The 22,025-nt window shown below is 41.6% G+C and carries 21 protein-coding genes and 2 tRNA genes; 16 read left to right on the forward strand and 7 right to left on the reverse strand.

What is annotated here, in order from left to right; all coding sequences use genetic code 11:
* Positions 1 to 8 precede the first annotated feature (8 nt).
* The 9 genes from FTU77_RS00910 to FTU77_RS00950 all read left to right on the forward strand — a co-directional run bounded on the left by FTU77_RS00910 (position 9) and on the right by FTU77_RS00950 (position 6,238).
* Positions 9 to 84, forward strand: a tRNA-Phe gene (locus FTU77_RS00910).
* 135 nt (positions 85 to 219) lie between these two features.
* Positions 220 to 295, forward strand: a tRNA-Phe gene (locus FTU77_RS00915).
* Between the two features lie 151 nt (positions 296 to 446).
* Complete coding sequence (locus FTU77_RS00920) at positions 447 to 884, forward strand: hypothetical protein (RefSeq protein ID WP_180054218.1); 438 nt, start codon at positions 447 to 449, stop codon at positions 882 to 884.
* Positions 885 to 914: 30 nt separating this feature from the next.
* Complete coding sequence (locus FTU77_RS00925) at positions 915 to 1,640, forward strand: hypothetical protein (protein ID WP_257223559.1); 726 nt, start codon at positions 915 to 917, stop codon at positions 1,638 to 1,640.
* A gap of 104 nt (positions 1,641 to 1,744) precedes the next feature.
* Positions 1,745 to 2,479: a class I SAM-dependent methyltransferase gene (locus FTU77_RS00930; RefSeq protein ID WP_180002804.1), complete on the forward strand. Its 735-nt coding sequence runs from the start codon at positions 1,745 to 1,747 to the stop codon at positions 2,477 to 2,479.
* Between the two features lie 193 nt (positions 2,480 to 2,672).
* A complete protein-coding gene (locus FTU77_RS00935) occupies positions 2,673 to 3,200 on the forward strand; it encodes a hypothetical protein (protein WP_373685802.1) in 528 nt (175 codons plus the stop codon).
* Between the two features lie 192 nt (positions 3,201 to 3,392).
* Positions 3,393 to 4,142 (forward strand): hypothetical protein, encoded by a 750-nt coding sequence (locus tag FTU77_RS00940; protein WP_180054219.1) that lies wholly within the window; start codon positions 3,393 to 3,395, stop codon positions 4,140 to 4,142.
* Between the two features lie 79 nt (positions 4,143 to 4,221).
* Positions 4,222 to 4,500 (forward strand): hypothetical protein, encoded by a 279-nt coding sequence (locus FTU77_RS00945; RefSeq protein WP_078190480.1) that lies wholly within the window; start codon positions 4,222 to 4,224, stop codon positions 4,498 to 4,500.
* 376 nt (positions 4,501 to 4,876) lie between these two features.
* Positions 4,877 to 6,238, forward strand: a complete 1,362-nt coding sequence (locus FTU77_RS00950) for a GGDEF domain-containing protein (protein ID WP_180054220.1) — start codon at positions 4,877 to 4,879, stop codon at positions 6,236 to 6,238.
* Between the two features lie 54 nt (positions 6,239 to 6,292).
* On the opposite strand, the gene FTU77_RS00955 is transcribed toward FTU77_RS00950, so the two are convergent.
* Positions 6,293 to 6,913: a hypothetical protein gene (locus FTU77_RS00955; protein ID WP_168379005.1), complete on the reverse strand. Its 621-nt coding sequence runs from the start codon at positions 6,911 to 6,913 to the stop codon at positions 6,293 to 6,295.
* A gap of 297 nt (positions 6,914 to 7,210) precedes the next feature.
* On the opposite strand from FTU77_RS00955, the gene tehB reads away from it, so the two are divergent.
* Positions 7,211 to 8,083 (forward strand): SAM-dependent methyltransferase TehB, encoded by an 873-nt coding sequence (gene tehB, locus FTU77_RS00960; protein ID WP_180054221.1) that lies wholly within the window; start codon positions 7,211 to 7,213, stop codon positions 8,081 to 8,083.
* A 145-nt stretch (positions 8,084 to 8,228) separates the two neighbouring features.
* Here tehB and FTU77_RS00965 read toward each other — a convergent pair whose 3' ends face one another.
* The 3 genes from FTU77_RS00965 to fadB form a co-directional block, all read right to left on the reverse strand.
* Complete coding sequence (locus FTU77_RS00965; protein ID WP_180054222.1) at positions 8,229 to 8,948, reverse strand: hypothetical protein; 720 nt, start codon at positions 8,946 to 8,948, stop codon at positions 8,229 to 8,231.
* A gap of 369 nt (positions 8,949 to 9,317) precedes the next feature.
* Positions 9,318 to 10,490, reverse strand: a complete 1,173-nt coding sequence (gene fadA / locus FTU77_RS00970; protein ID WP_180054223.1) for an acetyl-CoA C-acyltransferase FadA — start codon at positions 10,488 to 10,490, stop codon at positions 9,318 to 9,320.
* A 12-nt stretch (positions 10,491 to 10,502) separates the two neighbouring features.
* Positions 10,503 to 12,656 (reverse strand): fatty acid oxidation complex subunit alpha FadB, encoded by a 2,154-nt coding sequence (fadB, locus tag FTU77_RS00975; protein ID WP_180054224.1) that lies wholly within the window; start codon positions 12,654 to 12,656, stop codon positions 10,503 to 10,505.
* Positions 12,657 to 13,127: 471 nt separating this feature from the next.
* Between fadB and lpxO the strand changes: the two genes are divergently transcribed.
* Positions 13,128 to 14,042 (forward strand): lipid A hydroxylase LpxO, encoded by a 915-nt coding sequence (gene lpxO, locus FTU77_RS00980; RefSeq protein WP_078190472.1) that lies wholly within the window; start codon positions 13,128 to 13,130, stop codon positions 14,040 to 14,042.
* Positions 14,043 to 14,298: 256 nt separating this feature from the next.
* On the opposite strand, the gene FTU77_RS15900 is transcribed toward lpxO, so the two are convergent.
* Positions 14,299 to 14,424, reverse strand: a complete 126-nt coding sequence (locus FTU77_RS15900) for a hypothetical protein (protein ID WP_257220820.1) — start codon at positions 14,422 to 14,424, stop codon at positions 14,299 to 14,301.
* Between FTU77_RS15900 and FTU77_RS00985 the strand changes: the two genes are divergently transcribed.
* Complete coding sequence (locus FTU77_RS00985; protein WP_180054231.1) at positions 14,423 to 15,505, forward strand: diguanylate cyclase domain-containing protein; 1,083 nt, start codon at positions 14,423 to 14,425, stop codon at positions 15,503 to 15,505. The genes FTU77_RS15900 and FTU77_RS00985 overlap by 2 nt on opposite strands.
* A 181-nt stretch (positions 15,506 to 15,686) precedes the next feature.
* Complete coding sequence (locus FTU77_RS00990) at positions 15,687 to 16,100, forward strand: PH domain-containing protein (protein WP_180054233.1); 414 nt, start codon at positions 15,687 to 15,689, stop codon at positions 16,098 to 16,100.
* Positions 16,101 to 16,153: 53 nt separating this feature from the next.
* On the opposite strand, the gene FTU77_RS00995 is transcribed toward FTU77_RS00990, so the two are convergent.
* A complete protein-coding gene (locus FTU77_RS00995; protein ID WP_180054236.1) occupies positions 16,154 to 17,200 on the reverse strand; it encodes an AAA family ATPase in 1,047 nt (348 codons plus the stop codon).
* 178 nt (positions 17,201 to 17,378) lie between these two features.
* Here FTU77_RS00995 and uvrC point away from each other — a divergent pair, with 178 nt between their 5' ends.
* From uvrC to pgsA, 3 genes are all read left to right on the forward strand, one after another.
* Positions 17,379 to 19,178, forward strand: a complete 1,800-nt coding sequence (gene uvrC, locus FTU77_RS01000; protein WP_180054238.1) for an excinuclease ABC subunit UvrC — start codon at positions 17,379 to 17,381, stop codon at positions 19,176 to 19,178.
* Between the two features lie 136 nt (positions 19,179 to 19,314).
* On the forward strand, positions 19,315 to 20,109 hold the full coding sequence (locus FTU77_RS01005) for a thioesterase family protein (RefSeq protein ID WP_180054351.1): 795 nt from the start codon (positions 19,315 to 19,317) through the stop codon (positions 20,107 to 20,109).
* A 104-nt stretch (positions 20,110 to 20,213) separates the two neighbouring features.
* A complete protein-coding gene (pgsA, locus tag FTU77_RS01010) occupies positions 20,214 to 20,801 on the forward strand; it encodes a CDP-diacylglycerol--glycerol-3-phosphate 3-phosphatidyltransferase (RefSeq protein WP_180054240.1) in 588 nt (195 codons plus the stop codon).
* 928 nt (positions 20,802 to 21,729) lie between these two features.
* Here pgsA and FTU77_RS01015 read toward each other — a convergent pair.
* Entirely contained in the window at positions 21,730 to 22,002 is a 273-nt protein-coding gene (locus FTU77_RS01015) for an oxidative damage protection protein (RefSeq protein ID WP_078193129.1), read from the reverse strand.
* Positions 22,003 to 22,025 lie beyond the last annotated feature (23 nt).

The raw sequence follows: 22,025 nt of genomic DNA on the forward strand, positions 1-22,025 counted from the left end.
GCGACATCGGCGTGATAGCTCAGTAGGTAGAGCAACGGATTGAAAATCCGTGTGTCCCCAGTTCGATCCTGGGTCTCGCCACCATATTTAAAATCTATTTCAAGATTTCAATCCCTGATCCCATCAGGGATTTTTTTTGCCTAAAAAATATGCATACGAAAAATATTTTTATAAATATGATTGACTAATTAACTGAGATACGGCTTAATACACCGCATCGGCGTGATAGCTCAGTAGGTAGAGCAACGGATTGAAAATCCGTGTGTCCCCAGTTCGATCCTGGGTCTCGCCACCATATTCAAAAAAACCTCAAACGATTGTTTGAGGTTTTTTTTCGTCTGCTGTTTTTTAGTTGTTGATATTTCGCACAGTTTAACTGATACAATCGATGCCAGATGATGAGCCCAATGGCTATTAGAAAATTATTAAAAATAAAAGTTAAGGTTATGAAAAAAATATTATTTCCTGTTTTGATCGGCATGAGTGCCTTGCTGAGCGCATGTGGTGGTGGTGGCAGTAATGTCGATTCTTCCTATTCTAAAACCATTATCCAAAATGGTGTGACCTATGAATGTAAAAGTGAAAACGCAGCAGCGCTTTGTGATAATGGCAATTGTTCTTCTTGTGAATCATCGCTCGATAAAATAATTACAGCATCATGCAGCACCAGTATTTCCGCAGGGCAAACAATTTATGCCGTGACTAAAACGGGCTGTGTATCCAATATGAAATCGGGCAGCAGAATCACTGCAGCATGTGATAATGGTCTGCTTAAATTAAAAGTTGGATCTAACTTTAGCTTAAATCAGGTGATTAATACGGGTACGACGATGAGCTCTGGTGAGTATATTGTCGGCACAGAAGTGCTCCGCTGTGGCCTTTAATCAAATGAACATAGATTCGTGGAGTGACAGTTGAAGCGACTTCAATATCCGATGCTTGGACTGCTTTGTTTTGCACTGGGCTATATTGCGGCATCGTGGAATGACCAACCAAGCTTGACGTCGTCGCCACCTGAACACTCGCTTGTAACTTTGGCGACGAGTAATCCTGTGGCACTCTTGGCTTTAGATCAAGATGCCTCGGATCAACCTCATTCTAAAGATATACAGCAACAACGCAAAAGCCAACATCGTCAGCTACAGAGCATTATTCAGCAGACTTCAGATCAACAATTGGGGCGATATTTACAGCAGGCATTTCCCAATTACAGTTTTGCAGGGATTCAAAATAAGCAACAATTTGCGCAGCAGATGTTAGACGAATTTCTACAAGCCAAAAATGATCCGCATCAGCGATTGGCAGGGCAAGCGTATGTGACAGATCAATCACAGACGGATGTAGATCAAGTTTTACCTCGTGAAATCTATGTCACACAGCCGTTGTATGCACATTTTGATACCATGGGTAAAGTTCCAAACAATATGCAAGTCATGGTGCGTTTGACGCATCGTGATAGCGGTGAAGTGCTGCTCTTTACACCACGCAAAGTTAGTGAGCAACAGCAACAAAACTGGGTGAGTTTCTATCCTATGACTGGATGTAAAACTGGTCATTATGATGTGAAATATTATCAAATGAATGATCAATTAAGCCCGATTGCGCAGACCAGTTTTTATATACAGCATGTGATTGAGTAAATATTTTGAAGCTCAAATTTTATCGCTGAAGCTATGACTTAAGTGCTAGTTCCTACCCCTAAAATTCGATTAAACTGATAAAAAATAACCAATGAATTTCTACAATGAAAGATCTTTTCTCTACAGGGAGTGTGCTGTATCAACAAGCACGTCCAAGTTATTCTGCTGAAGTCGTTGATAGCATTTTGCAGTATGTTGCCGTGCGTGAATTGGCATGGGACTGTGGTGCAGGTTCAGGTCAATTTACCAAAGGTTTGGCGCCCTATTTTCAACAGATTTTAGCGACAGATCTGAGTGCTGAACAATTGGCACAAGCACCCAATTTAGACAATGTGCGTTATGAGCAAGCTAGCGCCGAACATTGTCCGCTTGCCGACCATTCAGCGGATTTAATCACAGTCGCGCAAGCGATTCATTGGTTCGATTTTGCTGCATTTTATGCAGAAGTACGACGCGTATTGAAACCCCAAGGTCATATCGCCATTGTGGGTTATGGTCTGATTCAATTTGAACACGCGGAATTGAACCAGCTTTTACAGGATCTGTATTTTGTCACGTTAAAAGGCTATTGGGATGCTGAACGTTGTTACATCGACGAAGAATATCGCAGTATTCCGTTTCCATTTCAGGAGTTAGCGACACCTCAGCTGTTTTTAAATTACAGGTGGAGTTCACAGCAAATTTTGGACTATTTGCAAACGTGGTCTGGGCTTAAACACTATCAACAGCGGCATCCGACACTTCAGCCGTGTGCAGCTTTGCAGGATTTCTTTAGCCGACATCCGCAGCAAGAGTTTGCTTTGTCATTTCCTGTGCTGTTAAGAATTGGAACAGTATAAAAAAGAAAAAGCAGTGGTAATGCAGATAGGTAAAGGATGATATCTCAAGTCCAGAATGAGCAACGTGAGGTTTAAACTAGCTGTGCTATCCTGCCGTTTGTCGGGGTTAAATCTGGTAAATTGATTAATTGTTGTACAATAATAGCAGTGTAAATTTTTTCAATTTTCTATTTTTAAATCTCTTGGAATGAACATGATGAATCTCCCTAAATCTGTTTCCGTTTTGGTTTTTGTTAGTGCAGCAATGACGGCTATGAGTACATTGGCTGCGGAAAAAGCCACTACAAAAGCTGATGAAACCGAACAACAAGCTATTCAGATGCCTGCTTTAACCATTATGGCAGAGCGTGAAATGCGTGCAGAGACGGGCATTGTTGAGTATCAAGAGCAGGTGGATCGCCGTAAAGCCTTACAGCAACGGGTGATGCAACTTGAGCGTGATACTCAAAACAAAGGTGTCGATGCAACAATCGTGTCAAATATTGATATCTTACCCGCCACAGCAGTGCCAGATATGTCGAATTTATCGCCTTTGATGCAACAGCATGTTTTAAATATTGCCGCAGGTTTGCAGTCTTCTGACCCACGCAATGGTTTATATATTATGTTGCAACCCTTTGGGATCGACCGTAATGCGACCAATGTGCAAATCAGTCGTGAGCAAATCAATCTCGGAAACATCGACCATCAGTTAAATACCAATCCGATCAAGACCCCATAATCGAATACATCTCTACAGCAAATTGAAGGCGAAAATTCATGTTTTATCCATGAATTTTCGTTTTGATGACATGCGCAATTTAAGACTTTCTATATTGATGATTTCAAATAGCCTCCTTAAAAAGCATGGCTATTTTATCGTCAATCTTCAAACTTTTGGTTAAACTGAATAAAAGGGCATTCGGAGCTCATTATGCCGCGTATCTTTGTTGTCTTGGCCAGTGCTACGGTATTGGTCTTTGGATGGATGTTTTATCAATATTCAGTACAGCAAAAAGAAGCTGTGCAACTCTCGACCTATGAAACGGTTTTACGTGAAAAAACTGAGCAAATCTTTCAGCAAGCTCAGCACTGGGAAGAACCGATACAACTCAATGTAACAGATGCACGATTAACGGGTGATTATAAGATCATGGCGGATTTTATTTTGAGCCAAATGGTGCAGCGTGCAGAAGCGCGGAATCAATATATTCGTGATCTTAAAGCACTGAATTGGGATAAATTTCTCGATATCGATCGCTTATTAAAAGATAAAAAAAACCAATATCAAGAGACTGAGCAAATGCTGCAGCAGGTGCATGCAGTGGTCGATGCTTATGAACAAAAAACCACACAGCAAGAGGAAAATGGTTTAGCGCAGGCCAAACAGTTGGCGGTCAAACAGGTGTTTCGTCAGCAAATTGCGCAGAGTTTAAGAGACAGTCGTGATAGTGATGAGTCGCATACTTTATTTGAGTTAGAAAAGCAAAGCTTGGCGAAGGCTGATGAGCTCTTTGCTGTGCTGAAAGCCAATAAATGGGAAAAGAAAAATAAATTATTTATGTTCTATGAAGATGCGCCTTTAAAGCAGTTTAATCAGCTTTATACAGAGATGTTAGCGCTCAATGCACAAATGGATGAGATCCGCCAAAAGAACCGTTCAGAGTTGAAACAAAAGCTTTAACTGACTGTCATCACTCTTTCAAATTTGCGCGATAAAGTGGCTTATAGCAGGGTTTTACATCATATAGAGGTCCATGCTCATGCGAGCTATTCAGATTTTTGATGATATTCAGCAGGTCTATATCGACTTTATCGCGAACCGCCAATATCCACGGTTGGAAAGTTTAAACAATTGGGGTAAGAACCGTTTTTTCTTCAGTCAATATTTTCGCATGATTGAAGATTGGCATCTGACTGAACAGATTGTGATTGAATTTAATCAACAATTTTATAGTTTGGATACAGGGACGGCGCCTGACTTTATGGATCAAGATAAATACATGGCTTGGTTGATGGAACAATTACAAATATTAAAATAAGTCCTTTTCATTCAAATTATTCAGCACAACTTCGAGACATGTTATGCAAGTGAAAGCCATCCTTTAGCGGATGGCTTTTTTGTTGTTATCGAGCATCATTTTGGGAACTGAGTTCCGAACTAGCACGAATGGCGCAAAAAACATTGGCTTTAAAACAGTCTTCGATTGTTTAAATTGCAAATTTGATACAACTATCAACCAATAGTGTGACTTAAATCACTTAAAATACGCCAAAAATTTAAACATAACTTTTTAGCCAGCAGCCCATAACTCATAAGAAGCTGAGCTGTATTGAACTTGCAAACATTCTAACCTTAGACCGATTGGCTTTGAATGAAAGGTTTATCGCCATCTTTAGAGATGATTTTTTTAGCGTATGAAAAAATTAATACTGCTATGGCTTGCCATATGTGCGGTTTCATTGGTGTCGATAGGCTATACCTATGAATTATTCATTAGCCCTGTTTGGGTGGTAAATGCATTTGCTGCCTATGGCATGATTTTAATGCGGAAGCATTTAAGCCACGATTTACTGATCGTGCTCTATGCTTTTAGTGCGATCTTTGTGGCTTCGCTGATGGTCGATCCTGCCAAAATCTTAGAAGATAAATTTCTCCTGTGTGCGATTTCGGCATTTCAGATTTGGGTATTTATTAAAGCCTATTTAGCGCTGAGCCATTTAAAAAAACGCCGCTTTAAGCGAACCCTAATGTTAGCTGTTCCGAGTATCGTGAGTGCTTTTGCAGGCAGTCTCTTGTTTGTGGCGTGCTTTCAGATGGACAACCAATACTTTGCCTTTGTTGATTATTTTCTAGAGCAATTTGCAACAAGTTTGGCTGTGGTGTGTTTACTGTTTGGTGTTCAGCGCTGGATAAATGTGCCGTGGGTGGATTATGGCTATCTGATCGTGGCACTGGCCGTCCAATATGTGATCTCAAATGATCAGATCTTCTATGCTTGCATGGTCTTGCCTTTATTGATGTGTTACTACGCGATCAAATATGACTTCAAAACCTTTTGCTGGCTGATTGGCTTAATGACGCTGATCTGTGGCTGGTATGGTGCCATGCCATTGGCTGGGGAATATTGGTCGGATGCACAGGTACATATGCTCTCGCGGATCAGTTCTTATCGTTTGGCATTGGGTATTTATTTGATCATTTTTCTGTTTATTTGTGAGCTGTATGCACGAAATAAACGTCTATATTTGGCTTTGCAACGTGTAAGTTTTTGCGATGAGTTGACGGGACTGAAAAATCGCCATGCCTTTAAAGAACAAATATTTATAGAGGGTGCGGTTGATAAAGGCTGTGTCATTTTGCTCGATGTCGATAATTTTAAAAAAATTAATGACCAATATGGACACCAAATGGGGGACAGTGTTTTGGTGCATTTGGCAAAAATTTTAAAAAATTGTAGTCCACGCGCTAGTTTTATTAGTCGTTGGGGCGGTGAAGAATTTTTAATTGTCCTCGAAGGTGCCGATTTGGAACAGGGTAAAAAGTTATGTGAAACGATATTGGAACGCTGTGAACATGTGCCGTTTCGAAAAGATCAATTAAGGCTAGATGTCAGCTTTAGTATGGGCTTGGCCGAATTTCAACAGTTGAGTTTATCCAATTACTCCACGACTTTACAACATGTCGATGCCTGCCTATATCAGGCGAAATCACAAGGGAAAAATCAGTTTGTTTATCAAAAGATTATTCCGTTGTCAGAAAGCAGTATTGCAGTCTAAATGGGCAAAAAAAAGATGCCGTGAAGGCATCTTTTTTTTGCATTTAATCAACGATTAAGCTGCTTTTTTGAACCAAGAAAAGAAACCTTTTTTCTCAGCTTTTGCTGCTTCAGCTTTTTTCTCTGCACATTTTTTAGCGCAGTCTTTTTTCGCTTCAGCTTTTACTTCTTCAGTTTTAGTTTCAACAGCTTCTTTTGCATCAGTTGCTTTTTCTACAGCTGCATCTTTTGCTTCAACAGTTTTTGCAACGACAGCATCTTTAGTTGCTACAGTTTTTGCTACAGTCGCGTCTTTTGCTGCAACAGTGTTTGCAACAACAGCGTCTTTAGCCGCTACAGTTTTTTCTACAGTTGCATCTTTTGCTGCAACTGCAGTTTCTTTAGTTGCTGCTGCTTTTTCTACAACTGCTTTTTTCATGTCAGCAGTTTTTGCTTTAGTGGTTTCTTTCACTGTTAAAGTTTTAGTTTGAGTCGCTTTTTCTGCAACAGCCACTTGAGTTTTAGCAGCATCTTTAGTTGCTTGAGCAGCAGCTACAGTTGCAGTTTTCGCTTGTGCAGCTTGAGCTTTTACAACTTCAACAGCAGTCGCAGGTTTTTGTTCTACAGCAGTAGTTGCCATAGCAGAAGTTGTAGCAGCAACTAAAGCAACAGCTAAAGTAGTTTTGATCGCGTTCATAGTCATCACTCTATAAAACTTAGTTAAAATAAGGCATTGTAAATTTTATGCCTTATCAACAGCGCTTAGGTTACACGGCACAGAGTGAGGGATTTGATTGTGTGAATATTCCACCAATGTTACAAACGGATAACATGGAGTTACGCAGAAAAACAAACAAGAACAGTGAGTATTGCACAGCATTCGAAATTTTCAATTCAAAGCTGATTTAAAATCACTATTAAAGCCGTTATGGTGAATATACATTTCCGCCATTGGTATGGCATAAAAATAATGTCGCATGAGGGATAACGTCAGATGCAGCAGCTTATTTGTTATAAACAGCTCCCTGTGTGGACGCAGCAGTCGATTCCACAAGGTTTTAAACAACAGCACAATACCAAAGCAGGCACATGGGCAAAACTCACCGTACTGCAAGGTGAAGTGAACTTTGCCATGCTGGATGCGTCAGGAAATATCCTCTCGACGCATGTATTTAGCCCAGATCAGCCACCGCCGTTTATTGAGCCGCAGGCGTGGCACAAAATTGTGTCTGCGAGTGACGATGTGCAATGTCAGTTGAGTTTTTATTGCTTAGTACAGGACTATTTTTATAAGAAGTATCAACTCAGCCCAACACATTCAGAAATTTTGGCAGCAACACCATATTTGCAAGGTGGTCGAGCTTTGGATGTCGGCTGTGGGCAGGGGCGTAATTCGCTGTACTTAAGTCAGTTGTCTGAGCAGCATTTTGAGGTGGATGCTTGGGATGTGAACCCACACAGTTTGCATAAGCTGCAAGAGGTGATCGCTGCGGAAGGCATTGAAAATATTCATGTACAGCAGCGTGATCTAAACGCTGACCCAAGCATTACAGGTACATATGATTTTATTTGCTGTACCGTGGTGATGATGTTTTTAGAAGCCAAGACAGTGAAGCCTCTGATTCAACATATGCAGCAAGCCACCAATATCAATGGTTATAACCTGATTGTCTGTGCGATGGATACGCCTGATCTGCCTGCACAGCCTGACTTTCCATTTACGTTTAAAGCAGGGGAGTTAAATGCTTTGTATGAGGGCTGGAATATTGTGAAATACAATGAAAATGTCGGTGAGTTGCATCGGGTGGATGCAGAGGGAAATCGAATTCAACAGCATTTTGCGACGTTGTTGGCGCAGAAAATTTAAGTTTAGTATTTTAGGATGTTGAGTTGAAGGGATGGGGATCAACTCAACACTTACTTAATACTGGAAAAATGGGAACCATTTTGAGCTAGTCAGGCTGTATGTGTACTTAGAAAATTCAACCAATTGAATATGATCCTACTCTGATTTAAGGCTGATAAATAAAGCCCAAAGCTTTTAGAGGCAATTGAATGATGTCGATAGTGAGTGTTAAAGGCAATAGTGGTAATTCTGCCAATTTTTCCTGCCCTGACTTTTTGACATGGCCACTTTGGTCTTCGTAATGCTGGATACGGATCTTATAGGGATGGCTTAAGGGCTTTAAATCTGCGGCATTCGCAACTTTTGGGTAAACCGTACCTGCAATTTCTAAGTTAAACAGGTGATCTTGTTGTTCTGCCTTTGAACAATCACATGGTGCTACACCATATTGGTTGAATAATGCCCTTTCCGTAGGACTTAGTGTTCCATTGGGAGGCGCATAATAAAATTTAAAGCTTCCGCTAAATTTAGTGCTGTTCGGGCTCGGAGAATTAAAGTCAAGTTCTCGATGGAGACGAATATATTGTGGATTGAGTTGGCTTATCAGTTGAATAAAATCAGCACCGCCTTTATTGATCAAATAGCTGTATTTATTGCCTGCGACTACGATGCTATCGATTGGTTCATTGGGTATTGCTTTAGCAGGTTTGCCAAATGCGATCACATCATCTTCAAGGATTGTTCTCCATGCATATTTTGTTTCGTATTTTTGAAACAGATCACGGGAGAGTTCACCGATTTGATTATTTGTAACGCAAGCTGTAAGAAAAATAAAAGTGCTTAGGCAGCTCATCTTTATGAGGTAGTGAAGTCGTTTATTTATCATTGTTATGCATATTTAAGTTTTGGTTCAGGCCTTACCATAATTCAAAAATCGCTGAAAATCGAGAATTAACGTTTTAAATTTTAAATATGCTAAGACGTTTTTTAAGGGTTGTTTAGCACGGTTTATTGCTGAAGATTTTTGAACAAAATTTACTTCACAATGGACATTCCCTCTCCTTTTAAGGAGACTTGCGCAGAATACCGCTCAGGGAGAGGATTTATATGAAAAATTTCCCTCATCCTCTTGTGGCGCATGCTGCTCATCCCAGAGGGAGAAGGGGCTTCCAGTATGTATTCATGAGAGTTTAGTTAACAAAAAAAAAACCCCGCACTAAGCGGGGTTTCTTTTATCTCAGTATTTAATTAAAAATTAAACACGTTCGATAATTGTCGCGATACCTTGACCAAGACCGATACACATCGTCGCAAGACCGATTTGCGTATCTTGCTGTTCCATTACGTTCAGCAAAGTCGTTGTGATACGCGCACCAGAACAACCCAATGGGTGACCCAATGCAATCGCACCACCGTTCAAGTTCACACGGTCTTGTTGGTCATAGATGCCTAAGCCTTTAAGAACAGACAAACCTTGTGCAGCGAACGCCTCATTCAATTCAAACGTTTGGATGTCAGCAATTGACAAGCCAGCACGTTTAAGTGCTTTTTGAGTTGCTGGTACAGGACCATAACCCATGATCGCAGCGTCACAGCCTGCAACCGCCATAGAACGAATCACAGCACGTGGCTTAAGACCTAATGCTTGAGCACGTTCAGCAGACATCAGCAACATTGCAGAAGCACCATCAGACAAAGCTGAAGATGTTGCAGCAGTTACTGTACCGCTTTTCGGATCGAATACTGGACGTAAAGCTTGGAATGCTTCAAGGTTTGCATCAGGACGAATCACTTCATCGATATCGCACAGAATTTTGAAGCCATTCGCATCGTGACCTTCAACGCCCACGATTTCATTTTTGAAACGACCTTCTTGTGTTGCAGCCCAAGCACGGCGATGAGATTCCACACCAAACGCATCTTGTTCTTCACGCGAAATACCGTTCATACGACCTAACATTTCAGCTGTTAAGCCCATCATGTTAGACGCTTTTGCATAGTGCTTAGACGCTTCTGGGTTGATGTCGATGCCGTGCATCATACCAACGTGACCCATGTGCTCTACACCACCAATGATGAAGATATCACCTTGGTTGGTTGCAATTTGCGCAGCCGCTGTGTGGATTGCTTGCATAGAAGAACCACACAGACGGTTTACGGTTTGACCTGCAACAGTCTTTGGAAGATCAGCCAATAAAGCGATGTTACGACCAATGTTCATACCTTGTTCTAGGGTTTGGTTTACGCAGCCCCAGATTACGTCTTCAACTTCATTGGTATCAAACTGGTTACGAGCAACAAGCGCGCGTACTAATTCAGCAGATAAGCTGTCAGCACGGACGTTACGGAACATACCATTTTTGGTTTTACCCATTGCTGAACGTACGCCATCAACGATGACAACGTCACGTGGATTTAAAGTAGCCATTCACGTTGCTCCTTAACCGTAGAATTTTTTGTTGTTAGCAGCCATGTCACGCAACATTTGTGGCGCTTCATAAGCCTTACCTAAATACGCATATTTGTCGCAAAGCGCTACGTATTCAGCGACACCTGTTTGGTCGATGTAACGGCATGGACCACCACGGAATGGAGGGAAACCTACACCCATGATCATCGCCATATCTGCTTCAGCAGCAGTCGCTACGATGTTGTCTTCTAGGCAACGAACAGTTTCGTTACAGAACGTCAGCATCATACGGTCAATGATTTCTTGAGCATCAAATTCACGTTTTTCCGCAGTTGCAACAGAAGCCACAAGTTCGTAAGCCACTGGATCAACCACTTTGGCTTTCTTACCTTTACGGTCAAGTTCGTATTTGTAGAAACCAACGTCATTCTTTTGACCCAAACGTTTTGCTTCATACATCGTTTGAATTGAACCTTTGAAGTCAGGCTTCATACGGTCAGGGAAACCTTCCGCCATCACTTCTGCACCGTGTACGCCTGTGTCGATACCCACAACGTCGATGAGGTAAGCAGGACCCATTGGCCAGCCGAATTTTTCCATGACTTTGTCGACTTGTTGGAAGTCAGCACCGTCTTTCAATAGAAGGTCAAATGCACCAAAGTAAGGGAACAATACGCGGTTTACAAGGAAGCCCGGGCAGTCATTTACCACGATTGGTGTTTTACCCATTTTCTGAGCAAGAACCACAGTCGTTGCGATTGCCTCAGCAGATGTTTTCTCACCACGTATCACTTCTACCAATGGCATCATGTGAACTGGGTTAAAGAAGTGCATACCTACGAAGTTTTCAGGACGTTGTAGGTTTTCAGCCAAACGTGTGATTGAAATGGTTGACGTGTTCGAAGCAATGATCGTATTGTCACGAACATTTTTTTCAGTTTCAGCCAGTACGATACCCTTAACTTTCGGGTTCTCTGTGACTGCTTCAATCACGATGTCCACTTCTTTGAATTCGTCATAGCTTAAAGTAGGACGGATGCGCGCAAGAGTTTCACCCATTTGAGCAGGTTTCATTTTCTTGCGTTCAACTTGTTTGGTCAGTAAGCCATTAGCTTCTTTCATACCTAAAGCAAGTTGTGGGTTACCAATGTCTTTCATGATGATTGGTGTGCCTTTGCTTGCCGCTTGGTAAGCAATACCACCACCCATGATACCCGCGCCTAATACAGCTGCTTGGTTGACAGGGTGTGCACCTTTTTCATATTTCTTCGAAGTTTTCTTCACAATTTGGTCGTTAAGGAATAAACCAATTAACGCACCTGCTTGTGGAGTCACAGCCGCTTTAGCAAAACCTTGCGCTTCGATTTTCAATGCTTCATCACGTGGAAGGCTTGTACCTGCTTGTAATGAGTCTAGAAGAAGTTTTGGCGCTGGGTATTGAGCAGGATTTGCTTTTGCAAGAACTGCACCTTTCGCTGTATTGAATGCCATCATTTGTTCAAGCATGTTCAATTTAACAGGATCTAATTTTTCTTGACGTTTTGCTTTCCAGTCTACACGGCCAGCAATCGCTTGTTTTACAAGGTCAATTGCAGCGTCTTGTAGTTTGTCTGCAGCAACAACTGCATCAACAGCACCGTCTTTGAGCGCAGCAGCTGGCTTTTTCGGTGCAGCCATTGCCATCCATTCAACCGCATTGTCGATACCAATCACGCGGCTTAAACGAACCGTACCACCAAAACCAGGGTAGATACCCAGTTTGATTTCTGGAAGGCCAACTTGTGCAGCATCTGACATCACACGATAGTCACACACTAAGCACATTTCAAAACCGCCGCCCAATGCCATACCATTGATTGCAGCAACTTTAGGAACGTTTAGATCTTCAAACGCATTGAAGATGTCGTGAACAGGCAATGCCCAATCCACAATCGCTTGTTCGCCTTGAGCGAAGTTGTCACCGAATTCAGTGATATCTGCACCCACGATAAATGTAGATTTACCTGAAGTAACGATTAAACCTTTGATGTCACCGTTTGCTTTAACAGCGTCAATTGCAGCTTTAAAATCTTCAATTGTTGCGCGGTTAAATTTGTTGACCGACTCACCTTGTAAGTCAAAGCGGAATTCTGCAATTCCGTCCGAAAGCATTTGGACGGTAATGGCATTGCCAGCGTGGATCATGCCTGATCTCCTTTATTTTGGAGGACTTCTAAGTTGATGTTGTGAAGCGAGTACGCGGTTCCTGCGTACACTTTATGCCTCGCTAATCTTACGATAACTATATCTAAAAAGAACATAACAAGTTGTATCAAGCCGTGACGCTAGGGTCATCAAAATTTCTTTTGGAAATAGCCTTTGGATCTGCCTTTAATCGCTATCGCTCTAATTAAATATGTTGAAGCTTATGTTTCAGTTCACATTTTTTTATAAATGTAAGCTATAGATTGAGATGCGAAAGAAAAATTCAAGAAAAAAGCAAGTGTATTTTTCGGCAGAATGGTCAATTCACTTTTGGCATGGTTATCCATCTTTGATGAGACACAGTGATCTATGCTGCTGATTTAAGCATCACTGAGCACTATGCTATACTCGCCGCGTTCTCAAAAGTTAATTTTTCATTAAGCACAATGCTTATTAGCACAAGGTCCTCATATGATTAAGTGGATTATCCTGGCGGTCTTTGTCATTTCTGCGTTTTATATCCAGCAACGCGGTAAAGTCCGTCATTCATTTTATCGTCAGTTTTTTGATCATTCGACATTGCTCGCACCGATCAATTTTCTCATGTACATGTTTTCAAAAGTGCCGAGCCAACCCTATATCGACACGCAGCATTTTAAAGATTTAAAAGTCTTAGATGAAAACTGGGAAATGATTCGTGATGAAGCCAAGGCCTTATATGAAAAAGGGGGCATCAAAGCATCGAGTACTTATGATGACCTTGGATTTAACTCGTTCTTTAAAACAGGTTGGAAACGCTTTTATTTAAAATGGTATGACTCAGCCCATCCTTCGGCTGCTGAACTTTGCCCAAAAACTACGGCCTTGTTAAAAAATCTACCCACTATTAAAGCCGCGATGTTTACTGAGTTGGCGCCTGACAGTCGTTTAGTCCGTCATCGTGATCCCTATGCCGGTTCATTGCGTTATCACTTGGGCTTACTAACGCCGAATGATGACCGTTGTTTTATTGATGTCGATGGTCAGCGGTACTCATGGCGTGACGGCGAGAGTGTGGTGTTTGATGAAACCTATATTCACTATGCTGAAAATAAAACGGATCAGAACCGGATTATTTTCTTTGCAGACGTTGAACGGCCATTAAAGTCAAAGTGGATGGAAGCTTTTAACCATTGGTTTGGTAAAAATGTCATGACTGCTGCGAGTTCACCGAATGAAAGCGGTGATAAAACGGGTGGTTTAAATAAAGTATTTGGCTATGTCTATCAAATTCGTATAAAAGCCAAAGCCTTGAAAAAAACCAATCGTTCACTGTATTACTTTTTAAAGTGGTTCCTAATGTTGGGGCTGTTCTTCCTGATTTTTGTACGCCCATATTTATTTTAAAAGTAGAATAAATATTGAAAAAATGCGCCCTTAGGGGCGTTTTTTTATGCTGACAGTCAGCAAAATATCAGTTATCGTGCAAGCAGAATAAAAATAATTATGCAGAGCAAATCAGCCAAAAGCAGAAATAGTGTTAGCCAGAATAAGCTAGAACCAGAATAAGCCAGAAAAAGTGAGCCAATAGACGAGGAATATGATGTTGACGTCCGAACTTAAGCCCATGCAAAACCGTTGAGCTGAAAGAAAAGCGTCATCATCAATGATAGCCAAAACCCAAAGGTGAACGGTTGAAGCTTTGCATGCAGGCGTGAAGACCTACTGCATAGAAACCCTGTTTAAACGCCTGAAGGGATTGATTTGGCGGGAAGGGGATCCGATTCATGAAAGCAACCAACCAAACATTGATGCATCAAATGCATATTTCGATGCAAGATATAGAACGACGTAAACAGTTGCTTGGCTTGACTGATTTAGAGCTAGCGGAACTGGCTTCGATTGGTGGGATTGTGGCGCCGATACTCGACAGTATGGTCGATGAATTTTATGAAAATCAAACCTCAATTCCTGAAATTGCCACTCTGATTGGTGATCTTGATACCTTGAAGCGTTTGCAACGCGCGCAGCACCAGTATTTATTGGACTTATTTTCTGGGCGCTATGACAGCGCTTATGTGAATAACCGTTTACGGATTGGTTTGGTTCATAAGCGCATTGGTGTAGAGCCTAAGTTGTATCTCTCTGCGGTACATACCCTAAAGACTATGTTGTTCCGCTTAATTCAGCGTACCTTTAATGATACGGAACAGTATCAGCGGATTATTAACACCTTGGAAAAGCTCTTTATGTTCGACACTACATTGGTGGTGGAAACCTATGTATGGAGTTTGATTAATGAGGTGAAGATCTCCCGTGAAAAAATGGAACAGTATGCGCATGCGCTAGAGTTTCGTGCACAAGAAATGGAGGAGCTTTCTCAACGTGATCCGTTGACAGGATTACTGAATGTTCGACATCTATCTTCCATGCTCACCAGTATTTTATATACCGCACAGCGAAATCTAGATCCAGTTACTGTAGTGTTTATTGACATCAATGATTTTAAGAAAATTAATGATGAGCAAGGGCACCCTAAAGGCGATCAAGTTTTACAAACGGTCGCTGAGGCGATTAAGTCAGTCGCGCGGTTAGATGATCATTGTTTTCGCTATGGTGGGGACGAATTTTGTTTGGTGTTACCGGGGTGTACTGAACTGCATGTGCAAAGTAGTTTTATTCCGCGATTACTTGAAACCGTGGAAGAAATGGAAAGTGGCTTGAGTTTGAGTATTGGGCTGTGCCAAACAGACCATCAGCAAGGCTATGTAGATGCCATGAGCTTGGTACAACAAGCCGATGCTAAAATGTATCAAGAGAAAAAGAATTATAAACGTTTGCAGGAACAACCTATGTCGAAAGAAGCGTGATTCGAGCGTAAAGAACGCCAAAAATGACAATTGATGAATAGCGGTACTTGAGCGAAATGGTTCTCCATATTCTTGAAAATAATGTGATAAATACGCTTATTTCCTGCAAAAATAAAAGCTGAAATAGCAGATGCATCCTGCAAAATCTTGTATAGAATAAAAGCAGTTGATGGGGGATAAGATGCAAGTTTTTCGTTCAAAAAAAGATTGGTGGGTGGTGGCGTTTATTGTTTGTATGAGCGGTTTACTCATTCAATTATTACTCACCATGCAAGCCAAAGGCACGATGCAGCAATATCCTCTTCATACCGCGGTGTATATTTTAACGGTATTACTGCTGTGGTGGCCAATATTCAATACACGTTATCAAATTTCCGCTACAGAATTAAACATCCGTAGCATGTTTCTACGTTGGCAGATTCCTTTGCAGGATATCCAACGCATCAGTGCAAGTCAGGATTTGTCTGCGGCACCTGCGCTTTCCATTAAACGTTTAAAAATTGAATATATACAGAATGGACAACGCAAATTCGTCATGGTTTCACCGAAAGATCCGCAAGCTTTTGCTAAAGCGATTGGTGTTCCAATCCAATAAATATAAGAATGCTGAATAAAGGTATGTGAGCATGCCTTTTAAAGACCAGTGAATTATTTAATAATAACCAATTTTCCAAGTTGTGCATCTAGGTGTATTTTAGTTTGTTCGGGATGATTCAAAAAATACACCGCCAAAATAGGTTCAAGTTCAACCCGTATTTTTCGTGCTAAATGTCGTGCGCCATAACGAATATCATGGTTCTTATAAAAATGTGCTTTGGCTGCATCTGTGAGTTTGATACTGCGTTTTTGATGTTGTAGGCGTTGATTAAGTTTTTCCAGTTCAATCTCCACCAAACGAGGTAAAGCATCATCTTGAACGGGTTGATATTGCAGTACACGGTCAATACGGTTAATAAATTCAGGGTCGAATTTACGTTGCATGACTTTTTCAATAATGCTGCTGACCGGCACGCGTTTGAGACAAACCTTCTGTATTTTTTCGGGTAAAAAATTTAACTTATCTAGATATTGCTGTGCCGCTTGTGCACCGACATTGCTGGTCATAAAGATCATACAATTACGAAAGTCGATGGTTTTTGTACCTGAGGTTAGGGTTAATTTTCCGCTATCCAGCACATTCATTAAGCCGCGAAGCACTTCGGTTGACGCTTTTTCCAGTTCATCAAAAAGCACGATGCCCGGTCGGGTATGACTACCTGCAATGGCAACTTCATCAAATAAACTATGGCCTTCTTTCGAGCCGACATAGCCCGGAGGCGCACCAGTAATGGCAGCCGCATAATGTTCCTGTGCGAGCGTGTTCATATCAATACGGCAAAAGGCATCAGGTCGGCCATAAATCACTTCACTGATTAAACGCACAGTTTCGGTTTTACCAACACCTGTCGGTCCAAGCATTAAGGTTACACAGAGCGGTCGTTCTGGACTGGAAAAATCAGCCTTGACCACATGCAGCATTTTTTCAATTTCGTCTAATGCTGCTTCTTGTCCAATGATCCGTTGCTTTAAGCGTTGCATAACGTCATGCGGTTCAAAATGAAAACGCGGCTTACCCATCAAACGGTTTTTTTCAGCAGTGCTCTGCGTCGAAGTTGTCGGGTGTACGCCATGGATGGCGGGATTGGCGTTCGTCATGCATCATGTTCCTAAAGCGTGATGTTTTGAGCATAGCAAATTTAGAATTTTGCATTAATAGCTTTTAGCAATCAGATCATTGCTATGAGCAACAATAAATTTGTGGGATTGCTTGAAAATGTAGGTAAAAGCATCACATCATGTCAAAGAGCAATATCGAAGACGGAACAAGGCAAAAGTGAACGAAAACGCACGCGAACATATTGAAAAAATTCTTGCCAATATGACGACTCTACCCGGTGTTTACCGCATGCTGGGTAAAGACGGTGAGTTGCTGTATGTGGGTAAAGCAAAGAATTTAAAAAATCGTGTGTCGAGTTATTTTGTCAAAACTATTGAGCATCCCAAGACGCAAGCCTTGGTCGCCCGTATTTATGATATTGAAACCTTGGTGGTGCGTTCTGAAACGGAAGCCCTATTGCTCGAACAAAACCTGATTAAGCTCCATCGTCCGCCGTATAACATCATGCTGCGAGACGACAAATCTTATGTCTATATTTTTATTTCAGCCGATAAACCCTATCCACGAATTGCCGCAGGACGTGGGAAAGGTAAGCATCAAGCTGGTAAGTTTTTTGGGCCTTATCCGAGTGCTTATAACGCGCGTGACACTTTGGTGGTGCTGCAAAAACTGTTTAATGTGCGTCAGTGTGAAAATAGCTATTTTTCGCAGCGCAAACGACCATGCTTGCAATACCAAATTAAACGCTGTTCTGCGCCTTGTGTGGGGTTGATCTCACCCGAAGACTATAAAGAAGATGTCAATAACTCGATTCGGTTCTTACAAGGCGACACCAAAGAGCTCAATCAAGAGCTGATTGGGAAAATGGAAGCTGCTGCCGAAGCTTTGGAGTTTGAAAAGGCGGTATTTTATCGTGATCGTATGGCACTGCTGCGTGATGTACAAACTCAGCAAGCGATTTATAAAGTCAAAGGTGAGGCCGATATCATTGCCATTGCTTATCAAGCTGGTGTGACCTGTGTGCAGATTATGCATGTGCGGAATGGCAAAATGCTCGGCGGAAAGAGTTATTTCCCTGATATGTTGGGCGATGATTTGGGGCAAATGCTCTCAGATTTTATTGCCAATTTTTACTTTCAGGTGGCAGACGAAATCCCTGCGGAACTCATCATTAATGTCGATATTCCTGATCGTAAAGACATGGAAGATGCGTTGTACCAACACTTTGAAAAGCGGATTCAAATCAAACATAAAGTGCGTGAAACCCGTGCAGAGTGGCAAGAATTGGCACAGATGAATGTACAACATGCGATTAAAGGTAAATTGGCTGACCATTTTGAATTGAATGAGCGCTTTCATCAGTTAGAGCAAGTCGTTGGGCGGCCGATTGACAGTATTGAGTGTTTTGATATTTCTCACACTATGGGCGAGGCAACCATCGCGTCTTGTGTGGTCTTTGATGCGGGCGGTGCAAGAAAGCGCGACTATCGCCAATTTTCCATCAATGACATTACCGAAGGCGATGATTATGCTGCCATGCGTCAAGCGCTGACCCGCCGCTATAAAAAGCATATGCTGCCCGATTTGTTGTTAATCGATGGAGGTAAAGGTCAATTACACATGGCGATGGAAGTCATGCAGGAACTCGAGCTTGATGCCTTTATGGTCGGGGTGTCCAAAGGTGAGGGGCGTAAACCAGGTCTGGAAACATTGCACTTTACCGATGGTGAAAAAATCCAATTGCCCGAAGACCATAAAGCCCTGCATTTGATTCAACAGGTTCGTGATGAAGCCCACCGATTTGCCATTACCAAACACCGAGTGAAACGAGATAAAAAGCGCGGCTCATCGGTACTTGAGGTGATTCCGGGCTTAGGGCCAAAACGTCGTCGGGATCTGTTGACCCATTTTGGTGGCATTCAGGGGGTACTCAAAGCTTCTGAAAATGATTTAAAACTAGTGCCGGGCTTAGGCGATGTGATGGCACGTACCATTTATAAAATTCTGCATGAATAGAGTGAACTAGCCCCAATCGATGACGCATCAAGTCTGAATTTGCCAAAATGCTCATTGACGCATGAGTCACTGATCATTCACATCATTTGATTTTTATACAATGATATAAAAATCAAAAATATGATCAGGGATGATGATGTCACTCGCACAGTTGTATCAACATATTGAACACAATGAATGGGTTGAGATTCCAGAAGGATGGTTGCAAGGACGTACGATCTATGGCGGCTTAGTGGCTGGCATGATGATGCACAAAGCCGTTGCCACCATTGCCGATCCGCAGCGACGTTTACTCAGCTGTAGTGTGACATTTGTAGGCCCAGTACAATTGGCGCCCGTGCGTTTAAGTGCTGAAATTTTAAGACAGGGCAAATCCGTCACCACCATCGAAGTTCGACTTTGGCAAGATGATGCCGTACAAAGCATTTTATTGGCGAGCTTTGGTGTTCCACGTGAATCAAGCATTGCCGTCAATCAGGAGCGTCAAGCACCCGATTTTCCTGAAGTGAGCAGCTTAAAGATTGCCGAACATCATCCACTTGCACCCCAGTGCTTTCAGCAAATGGATTTGGCCTGGGTAGATGGGCAGTATCCGTGTACTGCAAGCAAAAAACCTGACTTTAGTGGTTGGATGCGTTTTAACCCAGAACGTCATGATAACCGTAAGATGACTGTTGCTGACCTAATGGTCTCGATGGATATGTGGCCGCCCGGCGTACTGCCTATGTACAAAACTATGGCGCCTGCGAGTTCTTTAACATGGACATTGACCTATGTACATCTCTTGCAATCAAACTTACATAATTGGTTTAAATATAAAGTATTTACCGACTATGCCGCGGATGGCTACGCTACAGAATATGCTCATTTATGGGATGAAAATAACCAGTTGATAGCGATTGCGCGACAGACTGTTACGGTGTTTGCCTAGTGACACTGAGGGGCATTTCGTATAAAGTGAGTGCAACTAACGATGGATAAATCCTCAAATTATTTTGCATTTTCATCGTGCATGAGGGGAAAACTGGGGTGTCTATGACAACAGGTCGAATCCTGAATATTCCTAATATTTTAACATTGGCACGAATTGCTTTAATTCCTGTGTTTTTGTTGGTGGCGTACTGGCCACCTGCAATGGGCGTGGGTGAACATGCTGCCAGCATGTCACGTCATATATTGCTGACCGCTATTTTTGTGATCGCAGCTGTCACTGACTGGTTTGATGGCTACCTTGCAAGAAGTTTAAATCAGACTTCAGCATTTGGACGTTTTCTCGATCCTGTTGCAGATAAACTGATGGTCGCAACTGCGTTGATCGTCTTGGTGCAATGGCAACCGACCATTTCGATGGCCTTTGCAGCGATTGTAATTATTTCACGTGAAATCACGGTGTCTGCGCTTCGTGAATGGATGGCTGAATTAGGCGCGCGTACAAGTGTTGCAGTTTCAACTGTTGGTAAATATAAAACTGCATTCCAGATGATTGCGATTTCAGTATTTTTGTTGAATTGGCCACCCCTAGAAATGTTGGCGTATGGATTGCTCTATACAGCCGTAGTTTTAACGTTATGGTCGATGTTTATTTATTTAAAAGCCGCATGGCCGTATTTAAAGCAACCTTGATTTAAAGGTAGTTATTAAAAGCTCCGTGATCGGGGCTTTTTTATTGCCGAGTTTTTAGAAAAAATTGAGGGGGTTGACTAGTTTGAATAGCGCTTCATTTGATTAGAGCTTGAAGTTAAATGTGAGATGTTAGCGCAAATTTTGGATAAAAAAATTCCCAGATTTTGGGGGAAATCTGGGAAGGAAAATCGGGGTTACTTATCGCTATTATGGAAGATGTTTCCATCTTCTTGATTGCTATTATAGGAAAGCAGATTTAGAAATACATGGAGTTTATTGTAGTGTAATGTTGTGTTTTATTGAGAAGTGTATCACAAATTTACATTAAGAATTTTTGATACAAATTGGCCGATAACTTTGGTAGGTTTTGTTTGGATTTAAACGATAAAAATCGATATATGTGATGATAAAAATACAATTAACATTATTTAAATAATAGATTCATCTATTTAAGTTTAAATAAAATTGATCAATGGATAAAAGATTTTTCAGCAATGATAAAGATCATTTCTCAATGAAAGCTTACACAGACGTCATCTTTGTTTTGCGAAAATATCAGTGCTCCGAAGCACAAAAAAAGAGCCTTTTTAGGCTCCTTTTTGAAGTTTGAAGTTTGAAGCTACACGCTTCGCTTGTCTTGCATCATTTGTAGAATAGCAAAAAAGAATCCCCTAATTTGGAGATTCTTTTCAATTCAAGCCTACGCGCAGCATAGCTGCTTGTCTTGCGGCGTGGCAGTACTCCTAAGCACAAAAAAAGGAGCCCCTTTGGACTCCTTCATGACATTTGAAGCTACGCGCTTCGCTTTTCTTGCGTAATTTTTAGAGCAATAAAAAAGAATCCCCAAGATTGGAGATTCTTTTCAATTAAAGCCTACGCACAGCATAGCTGCTTGTCTTGCGGCGTGGCGGAGCAGTGCTCCGCTTTATCACGCCTCAGGCTTTAGGCCTTCGGCTTTTTCTAAAGATTCATCATTGCTGAAGAATTTTTCACGTTGCTCTTCAAGGAACTTTTTCGCGTCAGCTTCAAACACGTTTAAACGTTTTTCATTGATCAACGTAGTTTGGTGTTTTAGCCATTCTTGCCAAGCTTGTTTAGATACCGTATCAAACAATTCTTGTCCCTTCGCACCCGGGAATGGTGCAAAGTCTAAACCTTCCATTTCAGCCTGATATTTACGGCAAAAAACTTGTCGAGACATATCAATACTCCATTTAACTTGAA

Origin of the sequence: Acinetobacter sp. YH12142, assembly GCF_013418435.1 — a bacterium.
GTDB classification, from domain to species: domain Bacteria; phylum Pseudomonadota; class Gammaproteobacteria; order Pseudomonadales; family Moraxellaceae; genus Acinetobacter; species Acinetobacter amyesii.